The organism is Bradyrhizobium genomosp. I (2014) (assembly GCF_000261685.1).
Taxonomy (GTDB): Bacteria; Pseudomonadota; Alphaproteobacteria; order Rhizobiales; family Xanthobacteraceae; genus Bradyrhizobium.
Genome location: NZ_AJQE01000226.1, coordinates 1 through 25,765 on the forward strand (window position 1 = coordinate 1; position 25,765 = coordinate 25,765).

The 25,765-nt window shown below is 64.5% G+C and carries 22 protein-coding genes; 15 read left to right on the plus strand and 7 right to left on the minus strand.

What is annotated here, in order from left to right; all coding sequences use genetic code 11:
* The 4 genes from IC50_RS21495 to IC50_RS21510 all read left to right on the plus strand — a co-directional run.
* Positions 1-1,266 (plus strand): ethanolamine ammonia-lyase subunit EutB (locus IC50_RS21495; RefSeq protein ID WP_035709356.1); only part of this gene is annotated, 1,266 nt, incomplete at its 5' end.
* Positions 1,267-1,424: 158 nt separating this feature from the next.
* Entirely contained in the window at positions 1,425-3,011 is a 1,587-nt protein-coding gene (locus IC50_RS21500) for a B12-binding domain-containing radical SAM protein (RefSeq protein WP_035709358.1), read from the plus strand.
* Positions 3,012-3,017: 6 nt separating this feature from the next.
* The gene (gene eutC, locus IC50_RS21505; RefSeq protein ID WP_035709360.1) at positions 3,018-3,803 is read left to right on the plus strand and encodes an ethanolamine ammonia-lyase subunit EutC; all 786 of its coding nucleotides are present in this window, start codon (positions 3,018-3,020) and stop codon (positions 3,801-3,803) included.
* Between the two features lie 209 nt (positions 3,804-4,012).
* Positions 4,013-6,379, plus strand: a complete 2,367-nt coding sequence (locus tag IC50_RS21510; protein ID WP_035709363.1) for an efflux RND transporter permease subunit — start codon at positions 4,013-4,015, stop codon at positions 6,377-6,379.
* A gap of 254 nt (positions 6,380-6,633) precedes the next feature.
* On the opposite strand, the gene IC50_RS21515 is transcribed toward IC50_RS21510, so the two are convergent.
* Positions 6,634-7,131, minus strand: coding sequence for a hypothetical protein (locus IC50_RS21515; RefSeq protein ID WP_035709366.1), 498 nt, complete (start codon positions 7,129-7,131; stop codon positions 6,634-6,636).
* A 463-nt stretch (positions 7,132-7,594) separates the two neighbouring features.
* Between IC50_RS21515 and IC50_RS41405 the strand changes: the two genes are divergently transcribed.
* From IC50_RS41405 to IC50_RS21560, 9 genes are all read left to right on the plus strand, one after another.
* Positions 7,595-7,828 (plus strand): hypothetical protein, encoded by a 234-nt coding sequence (locus IC50_RS41405; RefSeq protein ID WP_035709369.1) that lies wholly within the window; start codon positions 7,595-7,597, stop codon positions 7,826-7,828.
* Between the two features lie 190 nt (positions 7,829-8,018).
* Complete coding sequence (gene hpnC, locus IC50_RS21525) at positions 8,019-8,903, plus strand: squalene synthase HpnC (RefSeq protein WP_035709372.1); 885 nt, start codon at positions 8,019-8,021, stop codon at positions 8,901-8,903.
* Positions 8,893-9,732, plus strand: a complete 840-nt coding sequence (gene hpnD, locus IC50_RS21530) for a presqualene diphosphate synthase HpnD (RefSeq protein ID WP_035709375.1) — start codon at positions 8,893-8,895, stop codon at positions 9,730-9,732. Before hpnC ends, hpnD begins: the two co-directional genes overlap by 11 nt.
* A complete protein-coding gene (hpnE, locus tag IC50_RS21535; RefSeq protein WP_035709377.1) occupies positions 9,732-11,009 on the plus strand; it encodes a hydroxysqualene dehydroxylase HpnE in 1,278 nt (425 codons plus the stop codon). Before hpnD ends, hpnE begins: the two co-directional genes overlap by 1 nt.
* Before the next feature lie 52 nt (positions 11,010-11,061).
* Positions 11,062-13,014, plus strand: coding sequence for a squalene--hopene cyclase (shc, locus tag IC50_RS21540; protein ID WP_035709380.1), 1,953 nt, complete (start codon positions 11,062-11,064; stop codon positions 13,012-13,014).
* Positions 13,011-13,760: a phosphorylase gene (locus IC50_RS21545; RefSeq protein WP_035709383.1), complete on the plus strand. Its 750-nt coding sequence runs from the start codon at positions 13,011-13,013 to the stop codon at positions 13,758-13,760. The genes shc and IC50_RS21545 overlap by 4 nt, the downstream gene beginning before the upstream one ends.
* Before the next feature lie 189 nt (positions 13,761-13,949).
* Positions 13,950-14,225, plus strand: coding sequence for an AbrB/MazE/SpoVT family DNA-binding domain-containing protein (locus IC50_RS21550; protein WP_035709385.1), 276 nt, complete (start codon positions 13,950-13,952; stop codon positions 14,223-14,225).
* A complete protein-coding gene (locus IC50_RS21555; RefSeq protein ID WP_035709387.1) occupies positions 14,212-14,604 on the plus strand; it encodes a type II toxin-antitoxin system VapC family toxin in 393 nt (130 codons plus the stop codon). The genes IC50_RS21550 and IC50_RS21555 overlap by 14 nt, the downstream gene beginning before the upstream one ends.
* Positions 14,605-14,901: 297 nt before the next feature.
* The gene (locus IC50_RS21560) at positions 14,902-15,732 is read left to right on the plus strand and encodes a hypothetical protein (protein ID WP_244429619.1); all 831 of its coding nucleotides are present in this window, start codon (positions 14,902-14,904) and stop codon (positions 15,730-15,732) included.
* A 129-nt stretch (positions 15,733-15,861) separates the two neighbouring features.
* On the opposite strand, the gene IC50_RS21565 is transcribed toward IC50_RS21560, so the two are convergent.
* The 3 genes from IC50_RS21565 to ispH all read right to left on the minus strand — a co-directional run bounded on the left by IC50_RS21565 (position 15,862) and on the right by ispH (position 19,142).
* Positions 15,862-16,089, minus strand: a complete 228-nt coding sequence (locus tag IC50_RS21565; RefSeq protein ID WP_244429620.1) for an antitoxin — start codon at positions 16,087-16,089, stop codon at positions 15,862-15,864.
* Between the two features lie 930 nt (positions 16,090-17,019).
* Positions 17,020-18,180, minus strand: a complete 1,161-nt coding sequence (gene hpnH, locus IC50_RS21570; protein ID WP_035709391.1) for an adenosyl-hopene transferase HpnH — start codon at positions 18,178-18,180, stop codon at positions 17,020-17,022.
* Between the two features lie 35 nt (positions 18,181-18,215).
* Positions 18,216-19,142: a 4-hydroxy-3-methylbut-2-enyl diphosphate reductase gene (ispH, locus tag IC50_RS21575; RefSeq protein WP_035709393.1), complete on the minus strand. Its 927-nt coding sequence runs from the start codon at positions 19,140-19,142 to the stop codon at positions 18,216-18,218.
* A gap of 450 nt (positions 19,143-19,592) precedes the next feature.
* Between ispH and IC50_RS21580 the strand changes: the two genes are divergently transcribed.
* Positions 19,593-22,181, plus strand: a complete 2,589-nt coding sequence (locus IC50_RS21580; RefSeq protein WP_035709395.1) for an MMPL family transporter — start codon at positions 19,593-19,595, stop codon at positions 22,179-22,181.
* On the opposite strand, the gene IC50_RS21585 is transcribed toward IC50_RS21580, so the two are convergent.
* Positions 22,149-22,793: a DUF2147 domain-containing protein gene (locus IC50_RS21585; protein WP_035709397.1), complete on the minus strand. Its 645-nt coding sequence runs from the start codon at positions 22,791-22,793 to the stop codon at positions 22,149-22,151. The two genes, IC50_RS21580 and IC50_RS21585, sit on opposite strands and share 33 nt — an antisense overlap.
* Before the next feature lie 141 nt (positions 22,794-22,934).
* Here IC50_RS21585 and hpnO point away from each other — a divergent pair, with 141 nt between their 5' ends.
* The gene (hpnO, locus tag IC50_RS21590; RefSeq protein WP_035709399.1) at positions 22,935-24,326 is read left to right on the plus strand and encodes an aminobacteriohopanetriol synthase HpnO; all 1,392 of its coding nucleotides are present in this window, start codon (positions 22,935-22,937) and stop codon (positions 24,324-24,326) included.
* 92 nt (positions 24,327-24,418) lie between these two features.
* Here the strand turns inward: hpnO and IC50_RS21595 are convergent, their stop codons facing one another.
* Together IC50_RS21595 and IC50_RS21600 are read right to left on the minus strand one after the other, a co-directional pair.
* Complete coding sequence (locus IC50_RS21595; protein WP_035709401.1) at positions 24,419-25,186, minus strand: anti-sigma factor family protein; 768 nt, start codon at positions 25,184-25,186, stop codon at positions 24,419-24,421.
* Positions 25,183-25,731 carry a sigma-70 family RNA polymerase sigma factor gene (locus IC50_RS21600; RefSeq protein ID WP_035709402.1) on the minus strand — a complete coding sequence of 183 codons (549 nt, stop codon included), beginning with the start codon at positions 25,729-25,731 and terminating at the stop codon, positions 25,183-25,185. Before IC50_RS21600 ends, IC50_RS21595 begins: the two co-directional genes overlap by 4 nt.
* Between the last annotated feature and the right edge of the window lie 34 nt (positions 25,732-25,765).

The following is a 25,765-nucleotide window of genomic DNA, read 5'->3' on the forward strand; positions in this document are numbered from 1 at the left end:
ACAGCCGCGCAGATGATCGCGGCCCGGATGGCGCTCGCCGACGTCCCGCTCGCCCGATTCCTGCAGGAGGCGGTCATTCCCTACGAGAATGACGAGGTCACACGCCTCGTCATCGACAGCCATGACGCCAAGGCCTTTGCGCCGGTGGCATCGCTCACGGTGGGGGCCTTCCGCGACTGGCTGTTGTCAGACGCTGCGACATCGGAGGCCCTGCGCAAGCTCGCGCCCGGCATCACTCCGGAGATAGCGGCCGCGGTGTCAAAGCTGATGCGGAACCAGGATCTGATCCTCGCAGCGCGGAAATGCGAGGTCACCACCGCCTTCCGGGACACCATCGGGCTGAAGGGGCGGATGAGCACGCGGCTCCAGCCGAACCATCCGTTCGACGACGCCAGGGGCATCACCGCCTCGATCCTCGATGGCATCCTGCTCGGTGCCGGCGATGCCTGCATCGGCATCAATCCCGCGAGCGACGATCCCGCCGTCATCGCGCAATTGCTGCGGCTGCTAGACGAGATCATTGCGCGGCTGAAGATCCCGACGCAAGGTTGCGTCCTGACCCATGTTACCACGACGCTGTCGCTGATCGGGCAGGGCGTGCCGGTCGACCTCGTCTTCCAGTCGGTCGCCGGCACAGAGGCTGCCAACCGCAGTTTCGGCATCGACCTCGCACTTCTGAAAGAGGCGCAGCAGGCCGGGCTGTCGCTGAGGCGCGGCACGGTCGGGCAGAACGTGATGTATTTCGAGACCGGCCAGGGCTCGGCGCTCTCGGCGGGCGCCCATCACGGGGTCGACCAGCAGACCTGCGAGGCGCGCGCCTATGCGGTCGCCCGCGCCTTTGCCCCGCTGCTCGTCAACAGCGTGGTCGGCTTCATCGGCCCGGAATATCTCTACGACGGCAAGGAAATCATGCGGGCGGGACTGGAGGATCATTTCTGCGGCAAGCTGCTCGGCCTGCCGCTCGGGGTCGACATCTGCTACACCAACCATGCCGAGGCGGACCAGGACGACATGGACAATCTCCTGACGCTGCTCGCCGCCGCCGGCGTCACCTTCATCATGGGCGTCCCCGGCGCCGACGATGTCATGCTGAACTACCAGTCGACGTCTTTTCACGACGCGCTCTATGTCCGCGACGTCTTCGGTTTGCGCCGCGCGCCGGAATTCGACGACTGGCTGGCGCGCTCGGGCATTACGGGCGCCGATTTCCGCCTGGCCGGCGATGCAGGTCTGCTGCCGGATTTTGCCTCGCGGCTGATCGCGTGAGGCGGTGGAAGATGCCAACTCTCCCGTCGAGGAAACCATCGGCGCCTCCCGGAATTATGCTTGTGCCACAATATTGAGAAATTCCGGCGACAGCATTACGCTGGGTGTCCTGGCTGGCAATTTCCGCACCATCGGTCGAGCGTGGCGGGGGAGCTTTGATGCGAGCTGAAAGTAACGGAACGTCCCGGCGGATTCTCTGTGTGTTTCCGCGCTACACCTCGTCCTTCGGTACGTTCGAGCATTCCTATCCCTTGACCGACGGCGTCCGCGCCTTCATGCCGCCGCAGGGACTGCTGCTGATCTCCGCCTACCTTCCGAAGGAGTGGCAGGTCAAATTCGTCGACGAGAACCTGCGCCGCACGACGAGGGAGGAATTCGAATGGGCGGAAGCAGTCTTCGTCAGCGGCATGCACATCCAGCGCCAGCAGATGAACGACATCTGCCGTCGCGCCCATGAGTTCGATCTGCCGGTCGCGCTCGGCGGGCCATCGGTCAGCGCCTGCCCTGACTACTATCCGTCCTTCGACTATCTGCATGTCGGCGAGCTCGGCGACGCCACCAACCAGCTGATCGAGATCCTGTCGCGCGACACCTCGCGTCCCGAGGCCCAGGTGGTGCTGACCACCAAGGATCGCGTGGCGATGACGGAGTTTCCGATCCCCGCCTACGAGCTTGCCGACGTGAAGAAGTACTTCCTCGGCAGCATCCAGTATTCCAGCGGCTGCCCCTATCAGTGCGAGTTCTGCGACATCCCCGGCCTCTACGGCCGCAATCCGCGCATCAAGACGCCGCAGCAGATCATCGCCGAGCTCGACCGGCTGCGCGAATGCGGCATGACCGACACGGTCTATTTCGTCGATGACAATTTCATCGGCAACCGCAAGGCGGCGATGGACCTGTTGCCGCATCTGGTCGAATGGCAGAAGCGGACCGGCTATGTGGTGCGGCTCGCCTGCGAGGCGACGCTCAACATCGCCAAGCGGCCCGAGATCCTAGAGAAGATGCGCGAGGCCTATTTCGTCACCATCTTCTGCGGCATCGAGACGCCCGATCCCGATGCGCTGAAGGCGATGCACAAGGACCACAACATGATGGTCCCGATCCTGGAGGGCGTGCGCGCCATCAACTCCCACGGCATGGAGGTGGTCTCCGGCATCATCATGGGGCTCGACACCGACAAGCCGAACACCTCGGAGGCGTTGCTCGCCTTCGTCGAGGAGTCCCGGATTCCGCTGCTCACCATCAATCTGCTCCAGGCGCTGCCGAAGACGCCGCTATGGGACCGTCTGGAGCGCGAGGGCCGCCTGGTCCACGACGACGGCCGCGATTCCAACGTCGACTTCCTGTTGCCTTATGACGAGGTCGTCGCATCCTGGAAACACGCGATGAGCGTGGCTTATGCGCCCGAGAAGGTCTACGCGCGCTATCAGTATCAATGCGACCACGTCTATGCGCGCCGCCTCAAGATGCCGGTGCCGGACGAGATGAAGACCTGGCCGAACATCCGGCGCGGCCTCGTCATGCTGCGCAACATCTTCTGGAAGGTCGGCGTGCTCGGCGACTACAGGCGCGTGTTCTGGAAGTTTGCGCTGGGGCGCATCAGGCGCGGCGACATCGAAGGCCTGATCGGCTGCACGCTGATCGCGCACCATCTCATCACCTTTGCGCGCGCGGCTTCCAGCGGCAAGCAGAACGCCTCGAACTATTCGATCCGCCTGCGCGAGGCCGCCGTTCCCGCCGAATGATGCGACATGTCTGATCCGGCTCCGCCGCGCCGTCCGGCCCGCGATTTGCGGGCGTTCACGCCCGCGCGGGTCGCGCTCGGGCGCAGCGGCGCGAGCATGCCGACGAGGGCGCTGCTTGATTTCACGCTGGACCATGCCCGCGCGCGCGATGCCGTACATGCCGCCTTCGACACGCTGCGTCTGGTCGCTGATCTCGGCGCCCTCGGGCTTGCCGTGACCGAAGTGAGGAGCCGGGCGGTCGATCGCAGCGACTATCTGCGGCGGCCGGATCTGGGACGACAGCTCGAACCCGGCTCGGCGCAACTCCTCGCACGAAGCGCCTCGGCGCCGTGCCAGCTCGCGCTCGTGATCGGAGACGGCCTGTCCGCGGCGGCGGTCCACGCCCATGCGGCGATCGTGGTGAGGCGCCTGTTGCCGTTGCTCGCGCAAGGCGATGACGTCGCGATCGGCCATGTCGTTATCGCATCAGGCGCGCGCGTTGCGCTCGGCGACGAGATCGGCGCCATTCTCGGTGCGCGCATGGTCGCGGTGCTGATTGGCGAGCGGCCGGGCCTGTCCGCACCCGACAGTCTCGGCGCCTATCTGACCTTCGCACCGAAGCCCGGCCGCACCGACGCCGAACGCAATTGCGTGTCGAACATCCACCACGCCGGGTTGAGCTACGACGAGGCCGCGTTCAAGATCGCCTGGCTCGTCCGCGAGGGCCTCGCCCGGCAGACCACCGGCGTGGCTTTGAAGGACGAGAGCGCGGACCGCGCGCCGCGCCAGATTGGCACAGCGTCGTCGGGATGATAGGCGATTGGAACCCGGAATCGCCGCTTCTTGATCGATTCGGCCCCGCTTCGCCAGCTTGCGAAAAGACCTGTTGACCTGCTAAACCCCTCGCGGCGATTTTCCGCGCATTTTCAAAGGCCAAGCCTCCCATTGGTATGGCGTTTTCAAGCCGTTCGCGGAGCGCAATAAGCTCTCAAGACCGAGCCGATCTAGGAACTGGACAAGGCATGCTCGAAAAGCACAGCGAGAGTGAGGTTCATGTCGACAAGGTCGAGCAGGGACCTGCGTCCTCGATCGCCTTCGGCCTGGAGCGCCTCGGGCTGATCGCCGTCCGGGCGCCGATCGTCTCCTGCATCGTCTTGCTCGCCCTGATCATCGGCGCCGTGTTCGGCATCCACAGGATCAAGATCGACGATTCGCTGTCGCAGCTGTTCCGCTCCGACACCCGCGAATTCCGCCAGTACGAAGAGGTGACGAAGAAGTTTCCCGCGGAGGAGTTCGATGTCCTCGTCGTGGTCGAGGGCAAGACCCTGCTGGCACGGAACAATCTGGAGAAGCTGCGCGACTTCGTCACCGACCTGCAACTCGTAGATGGCACGCGCGGGCTGGTCTCGCTGTTCTCGGCGCGTCAGGCGCCGGCGCCGGGCAAGCTGCCGGCGGCGCTGTTCCCGGCCGATCTGCCCGAGGGCGCGGCCTATGACAAGTTCATCGAAACCGTCAAGAACAACGAGATCATCCGCGGCAAGCTGTTGTCGGAGGACGGCACGCTGGCGCTGATCGTGCTCTCGCTCGATCCGGAGGTGGTCGCCTCCAACAAGCTGACCAAGACCGTGGGCGACATCCGCGCGCTGATGAAGGAAGACCTCGGCGACACCGGGCTCAACGTGCAGCTCTCCGGCGTGCCGGTGATGCAGCTCGAGATCCGCAACGCGGTCGAGCGCGACGGGCTGACCTACAACATCCTCGGCATCCTCGCCGGCTGTATCATCGCCATCATCTTCTTCCGCAAGATCTCGTTCATGATCGCGGCGGCGTTCCCGCCGATGATCGCGATCCTGCTGGCGCTCGGCGCGCTCGGCTGGGCCAATTTCAACCTCAACATGTTCCTGAACGTGATGACGCCGCTCATCATGGTCATCAGCTTCTCGGACTCGATGCAGCTGACCTTCGCCGCGCGCGACCGGCTGATCGCGGGCCAGGACAAGTTCACCGCGTTCAAGAATGCGGTGCTGGTGGTGGGACCTGCCTGCGTGCTGACGCACGGCACGGCCGGCATTTCCTTCATCGCGCTGCAATTCTCCGACTCCGACCTGATCCGCAAGTTCGGCGAGGCGGGGCTCGCCGCCACCATCATCGCACTGGTCGCGGTGCTGTCGCTGGTGCCTGTTTTCGGCGTGTTGTTCGTGCGCAACGAGAAGGTCTTCGCGGTCAAGTTCCAGGGCGCCGATGCCGGCGTCCAGGCGCTGCGCAATTTCTGTTACTGGATCGCGGTGCGCATGGTGGGCCGTCCCGGCCTGTTCAGCCTGATCGCGGTGCTGTTCGTCGGCGGCCTCGGCGTCATCTACGCCAATCTGGAGCCGCGCTACCGGCTCGCCGACCAGGTGCCGGACAAGCGCCAGGCGGTCGCCGCCAGCGACCGGCTCGACGCCAAGCTCACCGGCGCCAATCCCGTCAACGTGCTGATCCAGTTCCCCAAGGGCGAATCGCTTTATTCGCCGGAGACGCTCCAGACCATCGCCGACGTGCATGCGACCGTGGAGAAGACGGCCGGTGTCGGCAACGTCTGGTCGCTGGAGACGCTACGCCGCTGGCTGGCCGAGAAGGCGGGCAGCGCCGACGTGGCGACGTTGAAGGAATATGTCAACGTCATCCCCGAGCACCTGGTGCGGCGGTTCATCGATGCCGCGCAGGATGCCGTCGTAGTCGCCGGCCGCGTACCGGACAAGGATTCCAGCCAGCTGCTGCCGATCGTCGACAAGCTCGACCACGAGCTCGACGCCGTCCGCAAGAAGCATCCCGGCTACGAGATTGCGGTGACGGGTCTTGCCGCCATCGCTGCGCGCAACTCGGCCAGCATGATCGAGAAGCTGAACCACGGCCTCACCATCGAATTTGCGCTGGTCGCGATCTTCATCGGCCTCGCGTTCCGCTCCTGGGTGGTGATGTTCGCCTGCATCCTGCCGGGCATCTTCCCGGTGGTGATGTCGGGAACGGTGCTGTGGGCGATGGGCGAGGGCCTGCAATTCGCCAGCGTCGTCGCGCTCACCGTCTCGTTCGGCCTCGGCCTCAGCGCCACCATCCACTTCCTCAACCGCTTGAGGCTCGAGAGCAAGCCGGGCGTCGGCTCGGCGCTCGCGGTCGAGCGCGCCACTGTTCTGGTCGGACCTGCGCTGATCCTGACCACGGTGGTGCTGGCCTGCGGCCTCGTCGTCACCGTGTTCTCGGACCTGCCGTCGCTGCGGCTGTTCGGCTGGCTCAGCGCCTTCTCGATGGTGATGGCGCTCGTCGCCGACCTCTTCATCCTGCGGCCGACGGCGATGTGGCTGATCAATCTGCACGGCAAGCTGCAAGGGCCGGACAAGCCGGCGATCTGAGCGGCTTCATTCATCGGACATGGGTTCGGCGCAGCCTGAACGGCTGCGCAGATATTCCGGCCGGGGCGCCATGCGGACGATGCGGCACGACAACTCGATCGTGGAATTTCAGCGGAAGCGGGGTGGCTACTCAACCACCTTTTTCGCCCCGTTCCGATGGTCTCGAGCGGACACCTGCGAACCTGGTCCATGTCGGCAAAAAGCCCCCGGCTCGCGAGAACCGGGGGCTTTTTCCCATCGGAGCGGGAAGGGCGTCAGCCCTTCGTCATCGTGATGTTGACGCCGCGGATCTCGCCCTTGGAAGAGATCTGCACCGTCTGCTTGGTGCCGTTGGTGCGCAACGAAAGGTTGGCGGCAAAGCCGTTGGCCTCGACGAACACGTCGATCTGGCCGCCGCCGGCGGTGCCCTGGAGATTGCCGAAGATATTGCGGCTGGACTCGCTCCAATTGCCGGAGATGCGCTCGCCCTGGCTGGTCACGTCGCTGGTGAGGTCGAACTTGTAGCTGTCGGACGCGCAGTGCAGCGCCTGCTTCAGATTGAGGCCGCCGCCGGCGACCTTGTAGTCGGCCTTGCAACGGATGCGCTCGGTGGAGCCGTCGGACAACGACACCGTGCCGGTGCCGGTCCAGGCGCCGTCGAAGCCGGCAAACGGTCCGGACGACTGAGCATGGCTTGCCGAGACTGAGAAGAGCAGCGCCGCCCCGATGCCGGCCGCCTTGATTGCCAGTCCAGATCGCCCAAAGAATTTCATCTCAAATATCCCGTTTTGGAACGACGTCCGTCCTAGATCGAAGACGTCTCGCCACATCGAAGGTTTAGTGTTCCGAGCCTGTGTCAGGTTCAACAAGCAGGCACCAGGGATGGCGGTTCACGGGATACCGGCGGGGTGCCCGGGCCCTGCGATCTGCCGTGTTTCGGCATGTTTCCGGCCGAAACGGCGGGTCGTAGAGATGCAGCGCTGCAACAGCCATGCAGCAAAATGCGCCTTGTCTGAATTATGACGTAGTATCAATCTCTTACATCTGCCAATGAAGGTCGAGAGAAGACCTGATTTGGCGGGCGCGGCGCCAATTTGGCCGCATTTGCCAGTGCTTGTGCCTTCTCTGAGGCCGCACTTTCCGCGCGGCGACTTGCCATCAGAATAGTCCGTTCCGGTCGTCCGCCCTGCGCAGTCCGGGCCCGGTGCGATTCTGCCGTCAGAATGAAGGAATACAATGCGTAAGCTTCTCGTCGCTCTCACCCTGCTGTCGGCATCTTTTTCGACGGTGGCGTTCGCCCAACAAGGGCGTGGCACGGACGCCGAGCAGAAGGCCTGCACGCGCGACGTGCAGAAGTTCTGCCGTCCGGTCATCGACCAGGGCGATTTCACCATCCTGGCCTGCCTCAAGGAGAACCGGACCAAGATCTCGCAGGCCTGCGACCAGGTGCTGAAGAACCACAACCAGTAAGCCCGGCCATTGACCCCAAAGGCGAATCCCGGAGCCGCCTTTGGGGTCCGATCCGCAAAGGGCAGCCATCGAGAGACAGGATTGGTTTTGCGGCCGTATTCCCCTATATGGGGGCCGCGGCGGCATCGTCGGCATGAGCCCGCGCGAGCGAAAAAGCCTTCCTGTCCAAACGATTGTAAACCAGCCCTCGATGACCTCTGCGAGCGAATTGCGATCCGGCAAGGGTGACCGCGACGAGAATTTTCCCGTCGCGTCCTGGATCATCCATCCGGGTCATCGCGCCCTGATCCTGGCGTACTATAATTTCGTGCGCACCGCCGACGACATCGCCGACCACGCGACGCTGCCGCCCGACCAGAAGCTCGCCTACCTCGACCTGCTCGAGACGGAACTGCTCGGCAAGGGCGACACCCAGGCCGAGGCCGTCACCCTGCGTCGCGCGCTGGCCGAGCGCGGCATGGCGCCGCGCCATGCGCTCGACGTGCTGATCGCGTTCCGCATGGACGTGACCAAGCTGCGTTACGAGACCTGGGACGAGGTCATCCACTATTGCCGCTATTCGGCGATGCCGGTCGGCCGCTTCATGCTCGACGTCCACGGCGAGAGCACTTCGACCTGGGCCGCGTCGGACGCGCTCTGCGCGGGCCTGCAGATCAACAATCACTTGCAGGATTGCGGCAAGGATTTCCGCGAGCTCAACCGCGTCTATCTGCCGCGCGATGCGCTGGCCGCGAGCGGCGCTTCGGTCGAGCAGCTCGGGCTGTCACAGTCGCCGCCTGCGATGCTGGCCTGCCTGCAGGGGCTCGCCGCGCGCAACGAGGCCCTGCTCGACGAGGGCAGGTCGCTCGCCGCCGAGATCAGGGATTTCCGTCTCGGCATCGACGTCGCGGTGATCCAGGCCTATGCCGACCGCATCGTGCGCCTCTTGAAGGTGCGCGATCCCCTGCGCGAACGCGTGCATCTGAACAAGTTCGAGCTGCTCGCTTTCAGCCTCGCCGGGATGATCGGCGAAGCCGGCCGCCGCGTGATCGGTCGCAAGGCCATTTCCAGACCGGGGACTGCACATGACGCTTGAGGCGACCACGCCCGGCGCCAATTACGGCTCGACCGCATCCGGCAGCTCGTTCTATGCCGCGATGCGCATCCTGCCGCATGACCAGCGCGAAGCGATGTTCCAGATCTACAGCTTCTGCCGCCAGGTCGACGACATCGCCGATTCCGACGGGCCGCGGGAGGAGCGGCTCGCCGCGCTTCAGCAGTGGCGCAACGACATCGACGCCCTTTACCAGGGCCATCCGCCGCCGCGGCTGAAGGACTACGTCGCCTCGGTGAAGACCTTCGGGCTCAAGCGCGAGGATTTTCTTGCGATCGTCGACGGCATGGAGATGGACGTGCCGCAGGACATCCGCGCGCCCGACATGGCGACGCTGGATCTCTACTGCGACCGGGTCGCCAGCGCGGTGGGGCGTTTGTCGGTGCGGGTGTTCGGCATGCCCGAGGAAGACGGCATCCTGCTCGCGCACCATCTCGGCCGCGCGCTTCAGCTCACCAACATCCTGCGCGACATCGACGAGGACGCCGGCCTCGGCCGGCTCTATCTGCCGCGCGAGGCGCTGCTGCATGCCGGCATCACCTCCGATGATCCGAACCGCGTGATTGCCGAGCGCGCGCTGCCGAAGGTCTGCCTGCCGCTGGCGCAGCGCGCGAAGTCGCATTTCGAGAAGTCGGACGAGATCATGAACCGCAACAAGCGCCGCGCCGTGCGTGCGCCGCGGATCATGTCGAAATATTATCATTCCATTCTGGATCTTCTGATCGCGCGCGGCTTCACCGCGCCGCGCGAGCCGGTGCGTGTGTCGAAGATCACACGCATCCTGATCCTGCTCCGTTACGCTTTCATCTGATGCAAAACACAGCTCATATCATCGGCGCCGGGATTTCCGGCCTCTCCGCCGCCGTGCGGCTCGCCAATGCCGGCTTCAAGGTCGCCGTGCACGAGGCGACGCACCAGGCCGGCGGCCGTTGCCGTTCCTATTTCGACGGCGCCACCAATCTCACCATCGACAACGGCAACCATCTGCTGTTGTCGGGCAACAGCCATGCGCGCGCCTATGCGCGCGCGATCGGCACTGAGGCGGGGCTGGTCGGCCCTGAGCGGGCGCAGTTTCCCTTCGTCGACCTCAAGACCGGGCAGCGCTGGCAGATCGATCTCGGCGCCGGCCGGCTGCCGACCTGGGTGCTCGACGAGAGCCGCCGTGTGCCCGATACCGGAGTAACCGATTATCTGAAGCTGGCGCCGCTGGTCTGGGCATCGGAGGAGACGCTGGTCGGCAAGTCCATTCCTTGTGAAGGCGTGCTCTACCAGCGCCTGGTGCAGCCGCTGCTGCTGGCCGCGCTCAACGTCGATCCGCCCGAGGGCTCGGCCGGGCTCGCCGGCGCGATCGTGCGCGAGACGTTGCTTGCCGGCGGGCAGGCCTGCCGTCCCCTGATCGCGCGCGACGGCCTCAGCGCCGTGCTGATCGAGCCTGCCGTGAAGTTCCTGGCTGAACGCGGCCACACCGTTCAGCTCGGCCATGAGCTGCGTTCGTTCGTCAGCACCGACGGCAAGGTGACCGCGCTGAATTTCGGCGGCGAGGACGTGATCCAGTTCGGTGCGGGCGATGTCGTCGTGATGGCGGTGCCGCCGCGGGCGGCTTCCAGCCTCTTGCCGGGCCTGAAGACGCCGACCGAATTCCGCGCCATCGTCAACGCCCATTTCCGCTTCGAACCGCCGCCGGGCTCGGCGCCGATCCTCGGCGTGATCGGCGGTGTGGTGGAATGGCTGTTCGCGTTTCCGAACCGGCTCTCGGTGACGATCAGCAATGGCGACCGTCTGGTCGACATGCCGCGCGAGGAGCTCGCGCAGGCGATCTGGAACGACGTCTGCAAGGCGGGCGGCGTGTCCGGTGAGCTGCCGCCTCCATTGCCCCCTTGGCAGATCGTGCGCGAGCGCCGCGCCACGTTTGCGGCCACGCCTGCGCAGAATGCCCTGCGCCCGGGGCCGGTCACCGCGCTGAAAAACCTGTTCCTCGCCGGCGACTGGACTGCTACGGGATTACCGGCAACCATCGAGGGATCGGTCCGGTCCGGCGACCGCGCCGCCGATCTGGTTCTGGCCGCCAATCCTGAAAAGCGGCCCTGACGGGCGAATGTCCCGGTCAACCTTCAATCGACTATCGGAGCAATCGAGCGACATGGATTCCGTGAACGCGACCAGCCGCGAGACCCTGGAATCGAGCATTGCGTCGGCCACCCAAGGCATCCTCGGCTTCCAGCAGTCCGACGGCCATTGGGTGTTCGAGCTCGAGGCCGACTGCACGATTCCGGCCGAGTACATCCTGCTGCGCCATTATCTCGCCGAGCCCGTCGACACCGTGCTCGAGGCCAAGATCGGCAACTACCTGCGCCGCGTCCAGGGCGCTCATGGCGGCTGGCCCCTCGTGCACGACGGTGAGTTCGACATGAGCGCCAGCGTGAAGGCGTACTTCGCGCTGAAGATGATCGGCGACTCCGTCGATGCGCCGCACATGGTGCGTGCGCGCGAGGCGATCCATGCCCGCGGCGGCGCGATTCACAGCAACGTCTTCACGCGCTTCCTGCTGGCGACGTTCGGTGTCGTGACCTGGCGCGCGGTGCCGGTGCTGCCGATCGAGATCGTGCTGCTGCCGTTCTGGTCACCGTTCCATCTCAACAAGATCTCCTACTGGGCGCGCACCACGATGGTGCCGCTGATGGTGATCGCCGCGCTGAAGCCGCGCGCGAGGAATCCGCTGGGTATCGGCATCGACGAGCTGTTTCTCCAGGACCCGCGCTCGATCGGCATGACCGCGAAGGCGCCGCACCAGAGCATGGCCTGGTTCCTGCTGTTCCGCTCCCTCGACGCGATCTTGCGCGTGATCGAGCCGCTGTTTCCGAAGCGACTGCGCAAGCGCGCGATCGACGCCGCGCTCGCCTTCATCGAGGAACGGCTCAACGGCGAGGACGGCATGGGCGCGATCTATCCGCCCATGGCCAACATCGTCATGATGTACGACGCGCTCGGCAAGGGCGAGGACTACCCGCCGCGCGCGACGACGCGGCGGGGCATCGACAAGCTGCTCGTGATCCGCGACGACGAGGCCTATTGCCAGCCCTGCGTCTCGCCGGTGTGGGATACGACGCTGACCGCGCACGCGCTGCTGGAGGCGGGCGATGCGCAAGCCGTGCCGGCCGCCAAGCGTGGACTCGACTGGCTGATTCCGAAACAGGAGCTCGAGGTGAAGGGCGATTGGGCCGCGAAGCGGCCCGACGTGCGTCCGGGCGGCTGGGCCTTCCAGTACAACAACGCCCACTACCCTGACCTCGACGACACCGCGGTCGTGGTGATGTCGATGGACCGCATGCGCCGGGAGCACGGTGCGGCCGGCTATGACGCCGCGATCGCCCGCGGCCGCGAGTGGATCGAGGGCATGCAGAGCGACGACGGCGGCTGGGCCGCCTTCGACGTCAACAATCTCGAATATTACCTCAACAACATCCCGTTCTCGGACCACGGCGCGCTGCTCGATCCGCCGACCGAGGACGTCACCGCGCGCTGCATCTCGATGCTGGCCCAGCTCGGCGAGACCGCGAAGACCAGCAAGCAGGTTGCCGACGGGGTCGCCTACCTGCGGAAGACCCAGCACCCGGAAGGGTCCTGGTTCGGCCGCTGGGGCATGAACTTCATCTATGGAACCTGGTCGGTGCTCTGCGCCCTCAACACGGCCGGCGTCGACCATAGGGATCCCATGATCCGGAAGGCCGCCGACTGGCTGGCCTCGATTCAGAACGAGGACGGCGGCTGGGGCGAGGACGCCGTCAGCTACCGGCTGGACTACAAGGGCTGGGAAGCGGCGCCCTCGACGGCCTCGCAAACGGCATGGGCCTTGCTTGCCCTGATGGCGGCAGGCGAGGTTGATCACCCGGCCGTCGCCCGCGGGGTGGAGTACCTGATTGCAACACAAAACAAAAAAGGACTGTGGGACGAGCAGCGGTACACCGCCACAGGCTTCCCCCGCGTGTTCTATCTACGGTATCATGGTTACCCAAAGTTCTTTCCGCTGTGGGCATTAGCGCGGTATCGGAACTTGCGGAACACCAACAGCAGGGTGGTAGGGGTCGGAATGTGACTTTGGGGACGGGGGACTATTTTACCGCGGGTCATGCCATCGACCCGCGGCCGATACTGATCGTGACCGGATTGGTTCAGGAGGCCCGCATCGCGGCCGGGCCCGGTATGGCGGTGATCTGTTCATCCAGCAGCCCGACCCAGTTGCGGGCGCTCCTGACCGTGGTGGATCCCGAGACGATTCGCGGCGTGATCTCGTTCGGCGTGGCCGGCGGGCTCGACCCGACCCTGCGCTCCGGCGACGTCGTGCTGGCGACCGAGGTGCTGTCCGGCGACACCCGCTGGGCCGCTGGGCTCTCGCTCGGCGACGACCTGATCGAGCGCCTGACCTCGGGCCGCCGTCGCGTGGTCCGCGGCAGCCTTGCCGGCGCCGAGGAGGTGGTCACGAAGCGGTCCTGCAAGGCGGCGCTGCATTCGGAGACGGGAGCCTCCGCCGTCGACATGGAGAGCCACATCGCGGCCGCCTATGCCGCCGAGGTCGGGCTGCCCTTTGCCGCGGTCCGCGTCATCAGCGATCCCGCCCATCGCGCGCTGCCGGCACTCGCCCGCGCCGCCATCAAGCCGAACGGCCAGATCGACCTCGCCGCCGTGCTGCGCGGCATCGTGCGCAATCCGGCGACGCTGCATGCGCTGGTCTCGACCGGCCTCGACTTCAACCGCGCCCTGCGAAGCTTGCGCGGTTGCCGGGATTATCTGATCGGGACGGAGCTGATCGAGAGCGAAGCGCTGGTGTCGAAGGCGGCGTGAAGCGGCGTCTTCGAGAAGCTGAAAAAGAAGAGGCCCGGTCGTCTGACCGGGCCTCTTCTTTTGGGCTGCGAGATCATTGTCACAGGCGGGGCCATCGACGCGATGTGGTTCCTTACCGCCAGCCGCCGACTTGAATTTGAGTCCATCTGCGCTGATCTTACGTTTGTCTTACCTCGGAAGGGTTGGGCCATGGCCGACACAGACAAGCTCACCACTGTCGTTTCCACCAAGGGGCAGGTCATCCTGCCCAGCGTTATTCGCAGGTCGCGGGACTGGAAGGCCGGAACGCGGCTGACTGTCGAGGAGACTTCGGAGGGCGTCCTGTTGAAGCCTGCGCCGGCCTTTGCGGCGACGCGGCCGGAAGAAGTGTTCGGCGTCTTGAATTATCGAGGCAAGCCGAAGACTCTCGAAGAGATGGACGCAAGCGTGCTTGCCGAAGCCAGGCGGCGGCATGATCGCGATTGATACCAATCTGATCGTCCGCTACCTGACCCGAGATCACGCCACTCAATCCGCGCGTGCCCGCGCCTTGATCGACGGCCAGAGGGTCTTTGCCGCCGTCACGGTGCTCCTCGAAGTCGAATGGGTGCTGCGAAGCGCGTACGGCTATCAGGCCGCAGACATCGTGCACGCGCTTCGTGTGTTCGCGGGGCTTCCGACCGTTATGGTCGAGGACGGCGCGATGGTCGCGGCAGCGCTCGACCTTGCCGAGAGGGGAATGGATTTCGCCGATGCCCTGCATCTGACGAGATCGGGACATCGCGATGCTTTCGTCACTTTCGATCGCAAGCTCGTCAAGGCGGCGAAGGCGGCCGGTCATGCGGGGGTGCGTGAAGTAGGGTAGTCTCGGTTGACGCGCCGGGACTGATGGCCTCGATCGGAGCGCTGTCACTATAATCCTCGGGTCTCACTTCAGGGGTGCAGTCCAATGCAGTCCAGCACTGTCACCGTAACCCACAACCCGAAGTGAGTACCAAGAAACGAAGTCCGGCGAACGCCGGACTTCCCCTCGTAATGAATCATTCGGGATGAATTGGACGAACGCAGTTCAGCAATGTCGCACGGACACACTCGAATCCCTACCTGTGGAGCCTGCATCTATTGCGGCGCGACCGGCGTACGATTAACTGACGAGCACGTCGTGCCTCTCGCGCTGGGCGGTGTGCATATTCTGGAAGGCGCTAGCTGTGACGAGTGCGCAGACATTACTAAGAAGTTTGAGCAAGACGTCGCTCGCGAGCTATGGGGCGCACCGCGCAACAGCTACGATGCACCAAGCCGCCGCAAGAAGAAACGGCCCAGCCATATCATCCTAGCCGACCCAGAACGTCCCGGTCGCACCGTCAAAGTGCCCTACAGCGAATATCCGGCCGCCATGGTCTTCTACCAAATGGGCAAGGCAGGATTACTTGAGGGCTTGCCGGATCACGTCGATATCTCCTCAGCCTGGAAACTGGTCGCGATCTCGGATCGAGACAAAGCAACGGCTTTCATACAGAAATACGATATGAAAGTGCCTTCGAGATTTTGGCACGTACCCGACAGCTTTGCCCGGATGCTTGCAAAGATCGGCTATTGCCACTTGCTGACTGAGCTGCCTGTTGGATCGTTCAGGCCAATTTGTTTGCCCTATATTCTTGGCACAAAGCCAAATCCCTCTTTCGTAGTTGGCGGCACGTTCGATGTCGCTCCGCCGGAGGAGGTCGGTTACCGATTGCAAACGGCGGCGTTCGGTTCGTGTGAACTATTAATGTTGGTGGCTGAGATCCGTTTGTTCTCAAATAAAGGGACGCCAACTTATCACGTGCTTGTGGGGGATGTCATGGGCGTCGCAAATGTCACTTCGGTGCTGCAAAAAATTGGCTATTTCACGAACATGGAAGACGCCAGCATAGCGTCCGTCGCCGTCGGAGAAAGCCATTGGACGCCGCGGGCATGGCCCTTGCCATTTTGGAATACCAACGAACAGTGAAAGGTCACTCATCCTCGTTCAAAATACGGTCACGGTGCTGGACTGCACCCCCTCAAGTGAGACACGGCAATTCGTTGCGGTTCGGCACACGTAGTCGGTGTCCATCGCGGATCACGGGCGACCACTCGCTCATTTCTCCATCGTGAAGTCAGGGCTGAAGCCGCGCGCCACGGCTGCGCGAAGCGAGGCCCAGGGGCCGGCAGCGTTTCGCCTCGGACGCAGAATGATGTCGTCACCTTGCTGTGCCACCTCGACCTCGTCGGCCGAGACATGGAGCTGCTTCGGCAGCTGGACGGACTGGGCATTGCCGGACTTGGAGACCTTGGCGATGTAGGGCAGCCTCCTGTAGATGCTCATCTATGTATACGGAGGGCTTGGCCGGCGCCAGTGAGAGGCGTCGGGCAAAACACCGCAAACCCCGCCAATCCCCCCTTGCAAAAATATTCCACTTTCCAGAATTTCGGATTTGTGGCATATGACGCTCATCCCGGCCCTGCCAGAGGGGCGCTTCGCGATCGTCACGAGACGCGGGTCGGGGTGCGGTGGACGCGGCAGCGCCGGCGCGGAAAGCGATGACAGGGCGGGCAACCGTGAGTCAGGCGCGACGCGGGACGAACGGCGCGGTCACAGCGGTTTCGGTCGTCGTCGGGGGCGAGCACACGCGAGCTCCCGGCGATCAGGTCAAACCGTCCGCGGACGGAGAAGTCGTGTGGTCCTGACGCCCGCAGGCTGGCGTCAAGCAATGCGGTGATGCGGCGGCCCGACCGGGCGCGCGCATCGATCATCCGCAACGCGACGGGGCAATAGTGCAACGCTCCCCGAGGAGAGCACGAAGGACACCGTTAAAACCATCCGCGCAGGGAAGGCCGGGCGACCGGCATCACCTGTGGTCCACCCCGTGTGCGTTTTCCATGCACGCGGACCGCGGGTGCCGCCGGCGCCCGGCCTTCCCTGCGCTCTCTGGTCTTTCGAGGGCGAAACGAACAGCAAAGCTCGGGCGAAAGAAGCCGCGAGAACGCGATGGTGCGTCTGATGGCCAGAGAGAATGACTCGATCTCGTCTCGTGCCCCGGACGCAGCGCAGCGTCCCTTCGACGGTGCGCTGCAGAGCCGGGGCCCATGCATCGACAAGACTCGCGGCTCCTGGGTCCCGGCTCTGCGCAGCAGCGCAAAGAGCGCTGCAGCGCGTCCGGGACACGGACCGCTGCTTGCGGCACAACGGCGCCCAAAGAAAAAGCCCGGTCGCGCTGGCGGCCGGGCTTTCGTCGTGAGATTTGATCGTGCGCGCCTACGCCGCCGTCGAAGCCTTCTGCGCGGCCTTCGCCTGCGCGGCGGCGGCCTCGTCCTTGCGGATCTCGGAGAGCTTCTTCTGGACCTGCTCCGAGAAGATGTACTGCGCCGGGCGCTGCTTGGTGAGATCGATCTCCGGTGCCATCGGGCCGGAAGTCTTGATGCCGCGCAGCGACACCCACATCGCCTTCAGCGGGTTGTTGAGCGCGGCCGTCGCGGCCGTCGGCTCGTAGCCGCAATGGGCCATACAGTCGGCGCACTTCTCGTAGCGGCCGGTGCCGTAGGAATCCCAGTCGGTGGTCTCCATCAGCTCCTTGAAGGTTTTCGCGTAGCCTTCACCGAGCAGGTAGCAGGGCTTCTGCCAGCCGAAGATGTTGCGCGCGGGCATGCCCCAGGGCGTGCACTCGTATTCCTGGTTGCCGGCGAGGAAGTCCAGGAACAGGCCGGAATGCATGAAGTTCCACTTCTTGCCCTTGCCCATCGCAAAGACGTCGCGGAACAGCTTCTTGGTCTTGGTGCGGTTGAGGAAGTGCTCCTGATCCGGCGCGCGCTCATAGGCGTAGCCCGGCGACATCGAGACGCCGACGCCGAGCTCGACGGTGAGATCGAGGAACTTCGCGATCTCCTCGGCCGGATGGCCGTCGAAGATGGTGGCGTTGACGTTGACGGTGAAGCCGCGCGCCTTGGCCGCCTTGATCGCGGAGACGGCGCGATCGAACACGCCCTTCTGCGACACGGCCTTGTCGTGATGGTCCTTCAGGCCGTCGAGATGCACGGAGAAGAACAGGTAGGGCGAGGGCTCGAACAGGTCGAGCTTCTTCTCCAGCAGCAGCGCGTTGGTGCAGAGCGAGACGAACTTCTTGCGCGCGACGAGGCCGCGCACGATCTCGCCGATCTCCTTGTGGATCAGCGGCTCGCCGCCGGGAATGGCGACCATCGGCGCGCCGCACTCGTCGGCGGCGTCCCAGCACTCCTGCGCGGTCATGCGACGGTTCAGGATCGCGTCGGGGTAGTCGATCTTGCCGCAGCCGACGCAGGCGAGGTTGCAGCGAAACAGCGGCTCCAGCATCAGCACGAGCGGGTAGCGCTTGCGGCCAAGCAGTTTCTGCTTGAGCAAATAGCCGCCGATACGCATTTCCTTGAAGAAGGGGATGGCCATTACACGTTTCTTTCTGGGCTTGAAATTCGGGTAGGTCAGCTCGCAGCCAACTGGGCCGGAAGCCGAAATTCGATGTTTTCCTCGCGGCCCGGCAACACCTGGACCTTGACCGGTCCGATCCGCCGCATCGCTTCGATCACGTCATCCACGAGTACCTCGGGCGCCGAAGCGCCGGCCGTGACGCCGACGGTCCTGGCATTTTCCAACCACTCCGGATTGAGCTCGCTGCCGTCGGCAATCAAATAACTCGCGACGCCGGCTTCGGTGCCGATTTCGCGAAGCCGGTTCGAGTTCGAGCTGTTGGCAGCGCCTACCACCAGGATCACGTCGACCAGCTTGCTCAAGTCCCTTACCGCAGATTGGCGGTTCTGTGTCGCATAGCAGATATCCCGGATATCCGGACCTTGAAGATCTGTAAAGCGGGCCTGCAGGGCCGCGATGATGTCCTTGGTGTCATCGACCGACAGGGTGGTCTGGGTGATGTAGGCCACTGGCGTATCCGCCGGCAGCGTGAGCGCCTTAACCTCTTCAACACTCTGGACAAGCTGCACCGGCCCCGGGACTTGACCCATCGTGCCCTCGACCTCGGGGTGGCCGGCATGGCCGACCAGGATCAGCGTGCGGCCCTTGGCAATGTAGCGCTTCCCCTGATTGTGAACTTTCGTGACCAGAGGGCAGGTGGCATTGAGCACCGGGAGGTCGCGCGCGGCGGCTTCTTCCTCGACGCTGCGGGCGACGCCATGGGCGCTGAAGACCGTCACTGCCTTCGGTGGAACCTGGGAGAGTTCCTCGACGAAGATCGCCCCTTTGCTCTTCAGGCTCTCGACGACGTATTTGTTATGCACGATCTCATGGCGCACGTAGACGGGCGGGCCGTACTTCTCCAGCGCCCGCTCCACGATCTCGATCGCACGCACCACGCCCGCGCAGAAGCCGCGCGGTTGCGCCAGATAAACTTCCATTGGACGCCCATCACGCAAGTTGCACCAATCCGCTTTCGTAAGTCCCCGGCGGCACCCGATACGGACCAATGAGCGGCAATATCCGCACCATTGGTTCGCGCAAGCGGTAGCCGCCCACCCCCGTAGGGCTCCGGCGCATGGAGGCACAGCACTTTGTGTCAAAAAATCGGCGGTAAGGAAAGGCCGGGAAGGTTGGCAACGCAACTTTGAGGTATTTTAGTAGGGCGGATGGTGTGCGCAATGCGCGACACTCGTGCATCGTCCTTCGTCACTTTCCCGCCTCAACTCCCCGGCTATACCGGCCGCCCCGCATGATTTTGCCACGGTCCCCGCCGTTTACCTCGAACCTTCTCGCGGCGAGAACCACTCAAAACAGCAATAGGTTTCGCCCGGGAACTCCGATAAACAGCGGGCGTTTCCGGCAAGCTGATAACCGCAGAAAGAAAAGAAGTGCTGCAAAGCGTCGTCGTTGCCATCGTCAGGGCCTGCACCCGGTTTGCCTCCCTCGTCGTCGTTCTCGGGCTCCTGCTGGCGGTGGGTGCGGGCTACTACGCGTCCCGGCATTTCGCCATCAACACCGACATCAACTCGCTGATTTCTCAAAATCTCGACTGGCGCAAGCGCGACCAGCAATTCGACCAGGCGTTCGATCAAAACGAAACGATTCTCGCTGTGATCGAGGCCCGGACGCCGGAGATGACGAGCGCCGCGGCAGACGCGCTCTATGCCAGGCTGAAGGACGACAAGGCCAACTTCCGGTCGATGCAGCAACTCGGTAGCGGCGAGTTCTTCGAGAAGAACGGGCTGTTGTTCCTGCCGACGGAAGAAGTCGGCAAGACCACCGGCGAGTTCGAATCCGCCGCGCCCCTGATCGAGATCATGGCGGGCGATCCCTCGATCCGCGGCCTCACCGGCGCGCTGGAGACGGGCCTTGCCGGCGTCAAGCGCGGCCAGGTCAAGCTCGACAATACCGCGCGGCCCTTCAACCTGATCGCGCAGACGGTCGAGACCGTGCTCAACAAGGGAAATGCCAGCTTCTCCTGGCGCGAGCTCGTCAGTGACGAGCCGCTGAAGGATTCGGACAAACGCGCCTTCATCGAGTTCAAGCCGATCCTCGACTACAACGCGCTGGAGCCCGGCAAGGATGCCACGGATGCGATCCGCAAGGCCGCAGCGGATCTGGATTTCCCCACCAAATACCAGGCACGGGTGCGACTGACCGGCCCGGTCCCGATCGCCAACGAGGAATACGCGACGGTCCAGGAAGGCGCCGTCGTCAACGGCATCGGCACGGTCCTCGTCGTGCTGCTCATCCTGTGGCTGGCGCTGCATTCGGCGAAGATCATCCTCGCCGTCTTCGTCAATCTCTTCGTGGGCCTTGCGATCACGACTGCGGCCGGCCTGATGATGGTCGGATCGTTCAATCTGCTGTCGATCGCATTCGCGGTGCTGTTCGTCGGCCTCGGCGTCGATTTCGGCATCCAGTACAGCGTCCGCTATCGTTCCGAGCGCTACAAGCACAACGACCTCTCGAGCGCGCTGGTGCTGGCCGCCAAGCGGTCGGCGGTGCCGCTGTCGCTCGCGGCGATGGCGACGGCCGCCGGCTTCCTCTGCTTCATGCCGACCGATTACAAGGGCATCGCGGAGCTCGGGCAGATCGCCGGCGTCGGCATGCTGGTGGCGTTTCTCTCGTCGATCACCGTTCTGCCAGCCATGCTCAAGCTGCTGAACCCGCCCGGCGAACCCGAGCCCGTCGGTTACGCCTTCCTGGCGCCGCTCGATCACTTTCTCGAAAAGCACCGCGTGCTGATCGTCGGCGGCACGCTGCTGCTGGCGTTCGGCGGCCTGCCGCTGCTCTACTTCATGAAGTTCGACTTCAACCCGATGAACCTGCGTAACCCGAAGGCCGAATCGATCGCGACCTTCCTCGATTTGCGCAAGGATCCCAACACCGGCGCCAATGCCATCAACGTGATGACCACGTCCGAGGAGCAGGCGAGGCAGGTGGAGGCGAAGCTGGAGAAGGTGCCCGAAGTGCTGCGGGTGATCTCACTCAACAGTTTCGTGCCGCAGGATCAGCCGCCGAAGCTGAAGCTGATCGCACAGGGCGCCAAGGCGCTGAACCCCGCGCTCAACCCCGATCAGATCGATGCGGCGCCGTCGGATCAGGAAAATGTCGAGTCGCTGAAATCCTCGGTCGACAGTCTGCGTCGGACCGCGGGCGACGCGAAGGGGCCGGGTGCGGTCGCCTCGCGCCGTCTTGCAGACGCGCTCGAAAAGCTCGCCAATGGCGACGAGGCCACGCGCAACAAGGCGCAGGACGTGTTCGTCACGCCGATGAAGATCGTGTTCGATCAGCTCAGGAACGCGATGCAGGCCGAGCCGGTCACCCTGAAGTCATTGCCGCCCGATCTCGTCAGCGCCTGGAAGAGCAAGGACGGCATCATCCGCGTCGAGGCGCTGCCCAAGGGCGATCCCAACGACAACGACACGCTGCGCAAATTCGCGGCGGCGGTGCTCGCGGCCGAGCCAACCGCGATCGGCGGACCGGTCTCGATCCTGAAATCCGGCGACACCGTGGTGAAGGCATTCATCCACGCCGGCATCTACGCGCTGCTGGTGATCGGGCTCCTGCTGTGGATCACGCTACGTCGGTTCGTCGACGTGCTGATGACGCTGGTGCCCCTTCTGGTTGCCGGCGCAGTGACGCTCGAGATCTGCGTGTTGATCGGCCTGCCGCTGAACTTCGCCAATATCGTTGCGTTTCCGCTGCTGCTCGGCGTCGGTGTCGCCTTCAAGATCTATTATGTCGTGGCCTGGCGCTCGGGCAGAACAAATCTGCTTCAGACCAGCCTCACGCGCGCGATCTTTTTCAGCGCGCTGACGACGGCGACCGCGTTCGGCAGCCTGTGGCTGTCGAGCCATCCGGGCACCTCCAGCATGGGCAAGCTGCTGGCGCTCTCGCTGGTGACGACGCTCGCCGCCGTGCTGCTGTTCCAGCCGGCCCTAATGGGCAAACCCCGCAATCTCAGGGAGTAGGCAGATGTCGCCGACGGGGTCGGCGGCGCCCTTCTGGCTGGGCTTGGCTGCGCCGGCGGCCTTCGGCGCTGCGGGCGCAGGCGCGGTGGCGCCTGTCGTGGCCTGGGCTGCCTGCGCCCCATGAGCCTTCGGCGCGGCGCCGCCGGATTTCGGCGCGCCCTTGGCCATGGCGTTGGCAGGACTCGAGGGGATTGGCGGGCCGACCCTGGTCCAGGTCTCGCCGCCGCAGAGAAAGCCCATCACGCAGCCCTTGATTTCGAGCTGGTCGGGACCAGCCTGCGTGATGGTCGCGCTGTAGAGCTGGCCGTCCTTGGCGTTGTAGACCTGTCCTTCCCACTGATCGATGCCGGGCTTCTTCTTCATGTCGATCAGGGTCGCCATCCCCAGCGTCGGCCTGTTCTTCTTCGAGACATCCGGATTGTTCTCGTCGCGCCCGCCGGGCTGCTTTTCCCAGGAAACCGCGCCCCACATGCTGCCATTGCATTGGGCGACACGAATGTTGGCGACGCCGTCGGCGACCCGCCAGTCGCCGGTCGGGTCTGCAGCGAGCGCGGGCGTCAGGCAGGTGTAACCGCCAGCCAGTATTAGTCCGGTGTAAAGGGCTAAACGCATGATAGTTCCTCGGCAGTGCAACATGGGCTAAAGCTGTGCTTGCGAAGATGGTCCGAAAAAGGGCAAAAGGCCGCACAGACCGTTTTCAGTCACGGTCCGTTTTCAGTTGACGAGACTGCCCTCAACCGAAGTATGTAGCGGATGCACAGCCCAAATCCAGACATGTCTCAGCTATTCGCGGACCGTCAGGCCCAGCGCAGCACCCTGCATAACCGGTATCTGAACGAGCAGTTCGTTCGGGTTCTCAAGACCATCGGCTACGATGTCGGCTTCCAGAAGGGGCAGGGGCAGTACCTCTACGATCGCGAGGGCGCTCGCTATCTCGACCTGTTGTCCGGCTTTGGCGTGTTTGCGATCGGGCGCAATCATCCTGTCATGCGCGATGCGCTCAAGAGCGTGCTCGATGCCGATCTGCCCAACCTCGTCCAGTTCGACGTCTCGACGCTCGCCGGCGTACTCGCCGAACGGCTCCTGAAATACGTCCCCTATCTCGACAAGGCGTTCTTCGCCAATTCCGGCGCGGAATGCGTCGAGGCCGCGATCAAATTCGCGCGTGGCGCGACCGGTCGTCCCGGCATCGTCTATTGCGCGCACGGCTATCACGGCCTGACCTATGGCGCGCTGTCGCTGACCGGCGACTCGAATTTCCGTACCGGATTCGAGCCGCTGCTGCCGGGCTGCACCCCGGTCCCGTTCAATGATCTGGCCGCGCTGGAAAAGGCCCTGGCCTCGCGCGAGGTTGCGGCGTTCGTCGTCGAGCCGATCCAGGGCAAGGGCGTCAACATGCCCACGGACGAGTTTCTGCCGGGCGCTGCCGCGCTCTGCAAGAAATACGGCACGCTGTTCGTCGCCGACGAGATCCAGACCGGCATGGGCCGCACCGGCCGCTTCCTCGCGGTCGAGCACTGGAACGTCGAGCCAGACATGGTTCTGCTGTCGAAGTCGCTGTCCGGCGGCCACGTTCCGGTCGGCGCGGTGCTGACGCGCAAGGCCATCTTCGACAAGATCTTCAACCAGATGGACCGCGCCGTGGTGCACGGCTCCACCTTCTCCAAGAACGACCTTGCCATGGCCGCGGGCATCGCCACGCTCGACGTCATGGAGTCCGAGAAGCTGATCGAGTCCGCGGCCAAGCGCGGCGCCGAGCTGCGCCTCGCGCTGACGCGCATGGTGCCCGGCTACGAGCTGATGAAGGAAGTGCGCGGCAAGGGCCTGATGATCGGCGTCGAGTTCGGTCCGCCGAAGTCGCTGCGCCTGCGCGCCTCCTGGAACGTGCTGGAGACTGCCAACAAGGGCCTGTTCTGCCAGCTCATCACCGTGCCGCTGTTCAAGGATCACAAGATCCTGACCCAGGTCGCCGGCCACGGCAGCCACACCATCAAGCTGCTGCCGCCGCTCACCATCACCGAGGAAGACTGCAGCTGGATCGAGCGCGCCTTCGACGACGTCATCGCCGGCAGCCACAAGGTCCCTGGCGCGATCTGGTCGCTCGGCAAGACGCTGGTGGACAACGCGGTACGGCGGTCGGCTTGAGTCTTCGCCGAGGTATCCCGGCATTCGTCATTGCTTCGCTGCTTCAGCGCAATCTTGTCGTGAGCTTCTCGCAATGACGACGCCAGGTCCAGTTACCCCTCCACATTCGCCTTCATCGCCGCTTCGAACTTGTCGACGAACTCGGCAAGCTCGTCGGCGCCGATATCGCTGACGGCCCAGAAGTTCAGGCCGCGCTCGCCCCAGCGGCGGCAATTGAAGCCCTGCATGGTCTGGGTCTTCGGCGGCCGGTGTTCGGTGCTCGTGGTCTGCGATACGAACAGGTTGATCACGTGCTGCCGGCGCTTGTAGACGACGGCGCCGATGGCGCGGGCGTCGATATAGTCGAGCCGGCCGCCCACGAGCGTAAAGCCTTGCGCGGTGAGATCGATCACGGGCGGGGCGACGTCGAGCTTGCCGTTGAACCACGGCTTGACGGTATGCTGGTCGGTCGAGACCACGTCGGTGAGGTGGCCGGCCTGGAGCGAGCGCAGATGCGCGGAGACGACCTCCGACAGGATACGCTGCTGGTCGTCCTGACGCAGCACCACGGCGACGACGCCGGAGGCGGCGAGGGCGGAGACGGCCGAACCCATCGCGAAGCCGCGCAGCACGGAGCGACGGGTGGGTTGCTGGCTCTGCGACCCGGGCAGTGAAGCCTCTATCCGGCTGCGAAGGCTTGCCGGCGCCACGTAGCGCAGATTGGTGTCGGCGAGCACGCGCCGCATCTCGCGCTGTGCGGCGAACTCGGCGGCGCAGGCCGGGCAGCCGGCGATGTGGGCTTCGACCTCGCGCGCATGGCCGGCGTCGAGCTCGTTATCGAGCAGCGCGTGAAGCAGGATCCTTGCTTCGTCGCAGGTCATTTCGCTTGCTCCTCTTCCGCCGTCCACGCCGCGCGCAGCATGGCGCGGGCGCGGGCGAGGCGGGACATCACGGTGCCGATGGGGGCGCCGACGGCCTCGGCGATTTCACGATAGGACAGGTTGTTGATCTCGCGCAGCACGAAGGTTTCCTTGAACGGTTCGGCGAGCGCGTCGATCAGCTTGCGAATGGAGCCGGCATCGCGGCTGCGCAGCACTTCGCTTTCCGGACTCGCTCCGGTCTCCTGCCAGAGCGGCGTCTGCTCGGCAGCGCCGGGCGCATCCTCGATCGCGCTGGGCCGGTGCGCGCGCCGCGCATGTTCGGCGTTGCAGACGTTGCGCAGGATTGCGAACAGCCAAGGCTTCATCGCCGGCCCGCGATAGCTGTCGAAGTGCTTCAGCGCGCGCAGATAGCACTCCTGCACGGCGTCCTCGGCGTCGGAGGCATCGCGCAGGAGATAGCGCGCAAGCGTATAGACGTCGTCGAGATAGGGCAGTGCCGCTTCGCGAAAGCGCCGTGCCTTCTGCAGATCGTCGATGGCGGGCATCGCTCCTCGCTTTGCCTCTTCCTGTGCTTCTCGC

Bases quoted from the DNA above. Each gene is read 5' to 3' on its own strand.
- hpnD (WP_035709375.1), top strand. From the start codon at position 8,893: ATGACGCTTGAGGCGACCACGCCCGGCGCCAATTACGGCTCGACCGCA.
- eutC (WP_035709360.1), top strand. From the start codon at position 3,018: ATGTCTGATCCGGCTCCGCCGCGCCGTCCGGCCCGCGATTTGCGGGCG.
- IC50_RS21555 (WP_035709387.1), top strand. From the start codon at position 14,212: ATGATCGCGATTGATACCAATCTGATCGTCCGCTACCTGACCCGAGAT.
- hpnO (WP_035709399.1), top strand. From the start codon at position 22,935: ATGCACAGCCCAAATCCAGACATGTCTCAGCTATTCGCGGACCGTCAG.
- hpnE (WP_035709377.1), top strand. From the start codon at position 9,732: ATGCAAAACACAGCTCATATCATCGGCGCCGGGATTTCCGGCCTCTCC.
- IC50_RS21595 (WP_035709401.1), bottom strand. From the start codon at position 25,186: ATGACCTGCGACGAAGCAAGGATCCTGCTTCACGCGCTGCTCGATAAC.
- IC50_RS21550 (WP_035709385.1), top strand. From the start codon at position 13,950: ATGGCCGACACAGACAAGCTCACCACTGTCGTTTCCACCAAGGGGCAG.
- IC50_RS41405 (WP_035709369.1), top strand. From the start codon at position 7,595: ATGCGTAAGCTTCTCGTCGCTCTCACCCTGCTGTCGGCATCTTTTTCG.
- IC50_RS21585 (WP_035709397.1), bottom strand. From the start codon at position 22,793: ATGCGTTTAGCCCTTTACACCGGACTAATACTGGCTGGCGGTTACACC.
- IC50_RS21500 (WP_035709358.1), top strand. From the start codon at position 1,425: ATGCGAGCTGAAAGTAACGGAACGTCCCGGCGGATTCTCTGTGTGTTT.
- IC50_RS21515 (WP_035709366.1), bottom strand. From the start codon at position 7,131: ATGAAATTCTTTGGGCGATCTGGACTGGCAATCAAGGCGGCCGGCATC.
- ispH (WP_035709393.1), bottom strand. From the start codon at position 19,142: ATGGAAGTTTATCTGGCGCAACCGCGCGGCTTCTGCGCGGGCGTGGTG.
- hpnC (WP_035709372.1), top strand. From the start codon at position 8,019: ATGACCTCTGCGAGCGAATTGCGATCCGGCAAGGGTGACCGCGACGAG.
- IC50_RS21600 (WP_035709402.1), bottom strand. From the start codon at position 25,731: ATGCCCGCCATCGACGATCTGCAGAAGGCACGGCGCTTTCGCGAAGCG.
- shc (WP_035709380.1), top strand. From the start codon at position 11,062: ATGGATTCCGTGAACGCGACCAGCCGCGAGACCCTGGAATCGAGCATT.
- IC50_RS21510 (WP_035709363.1), top strand. From the start codon at position 4,013: ATGCTCGAAAAGCACAGCGAGAGTGAGGTTCATGTCGACAAGGTCGAG.
- IC50_RS21565 (WP_244429620.1), bottom strand. From the start codon at position 16,089: ATGAGCATCTACAGGAGGCTGCCCTACATCGCCAAGGTCTCCAAGTCC.
- hpnH (WP_035709391.1), bottom strand. From the start codon at position 18,180: ATGGCCATCCCCTTCTTCAAGGAAATGCGTATCGGCGGCTATTTGCTC.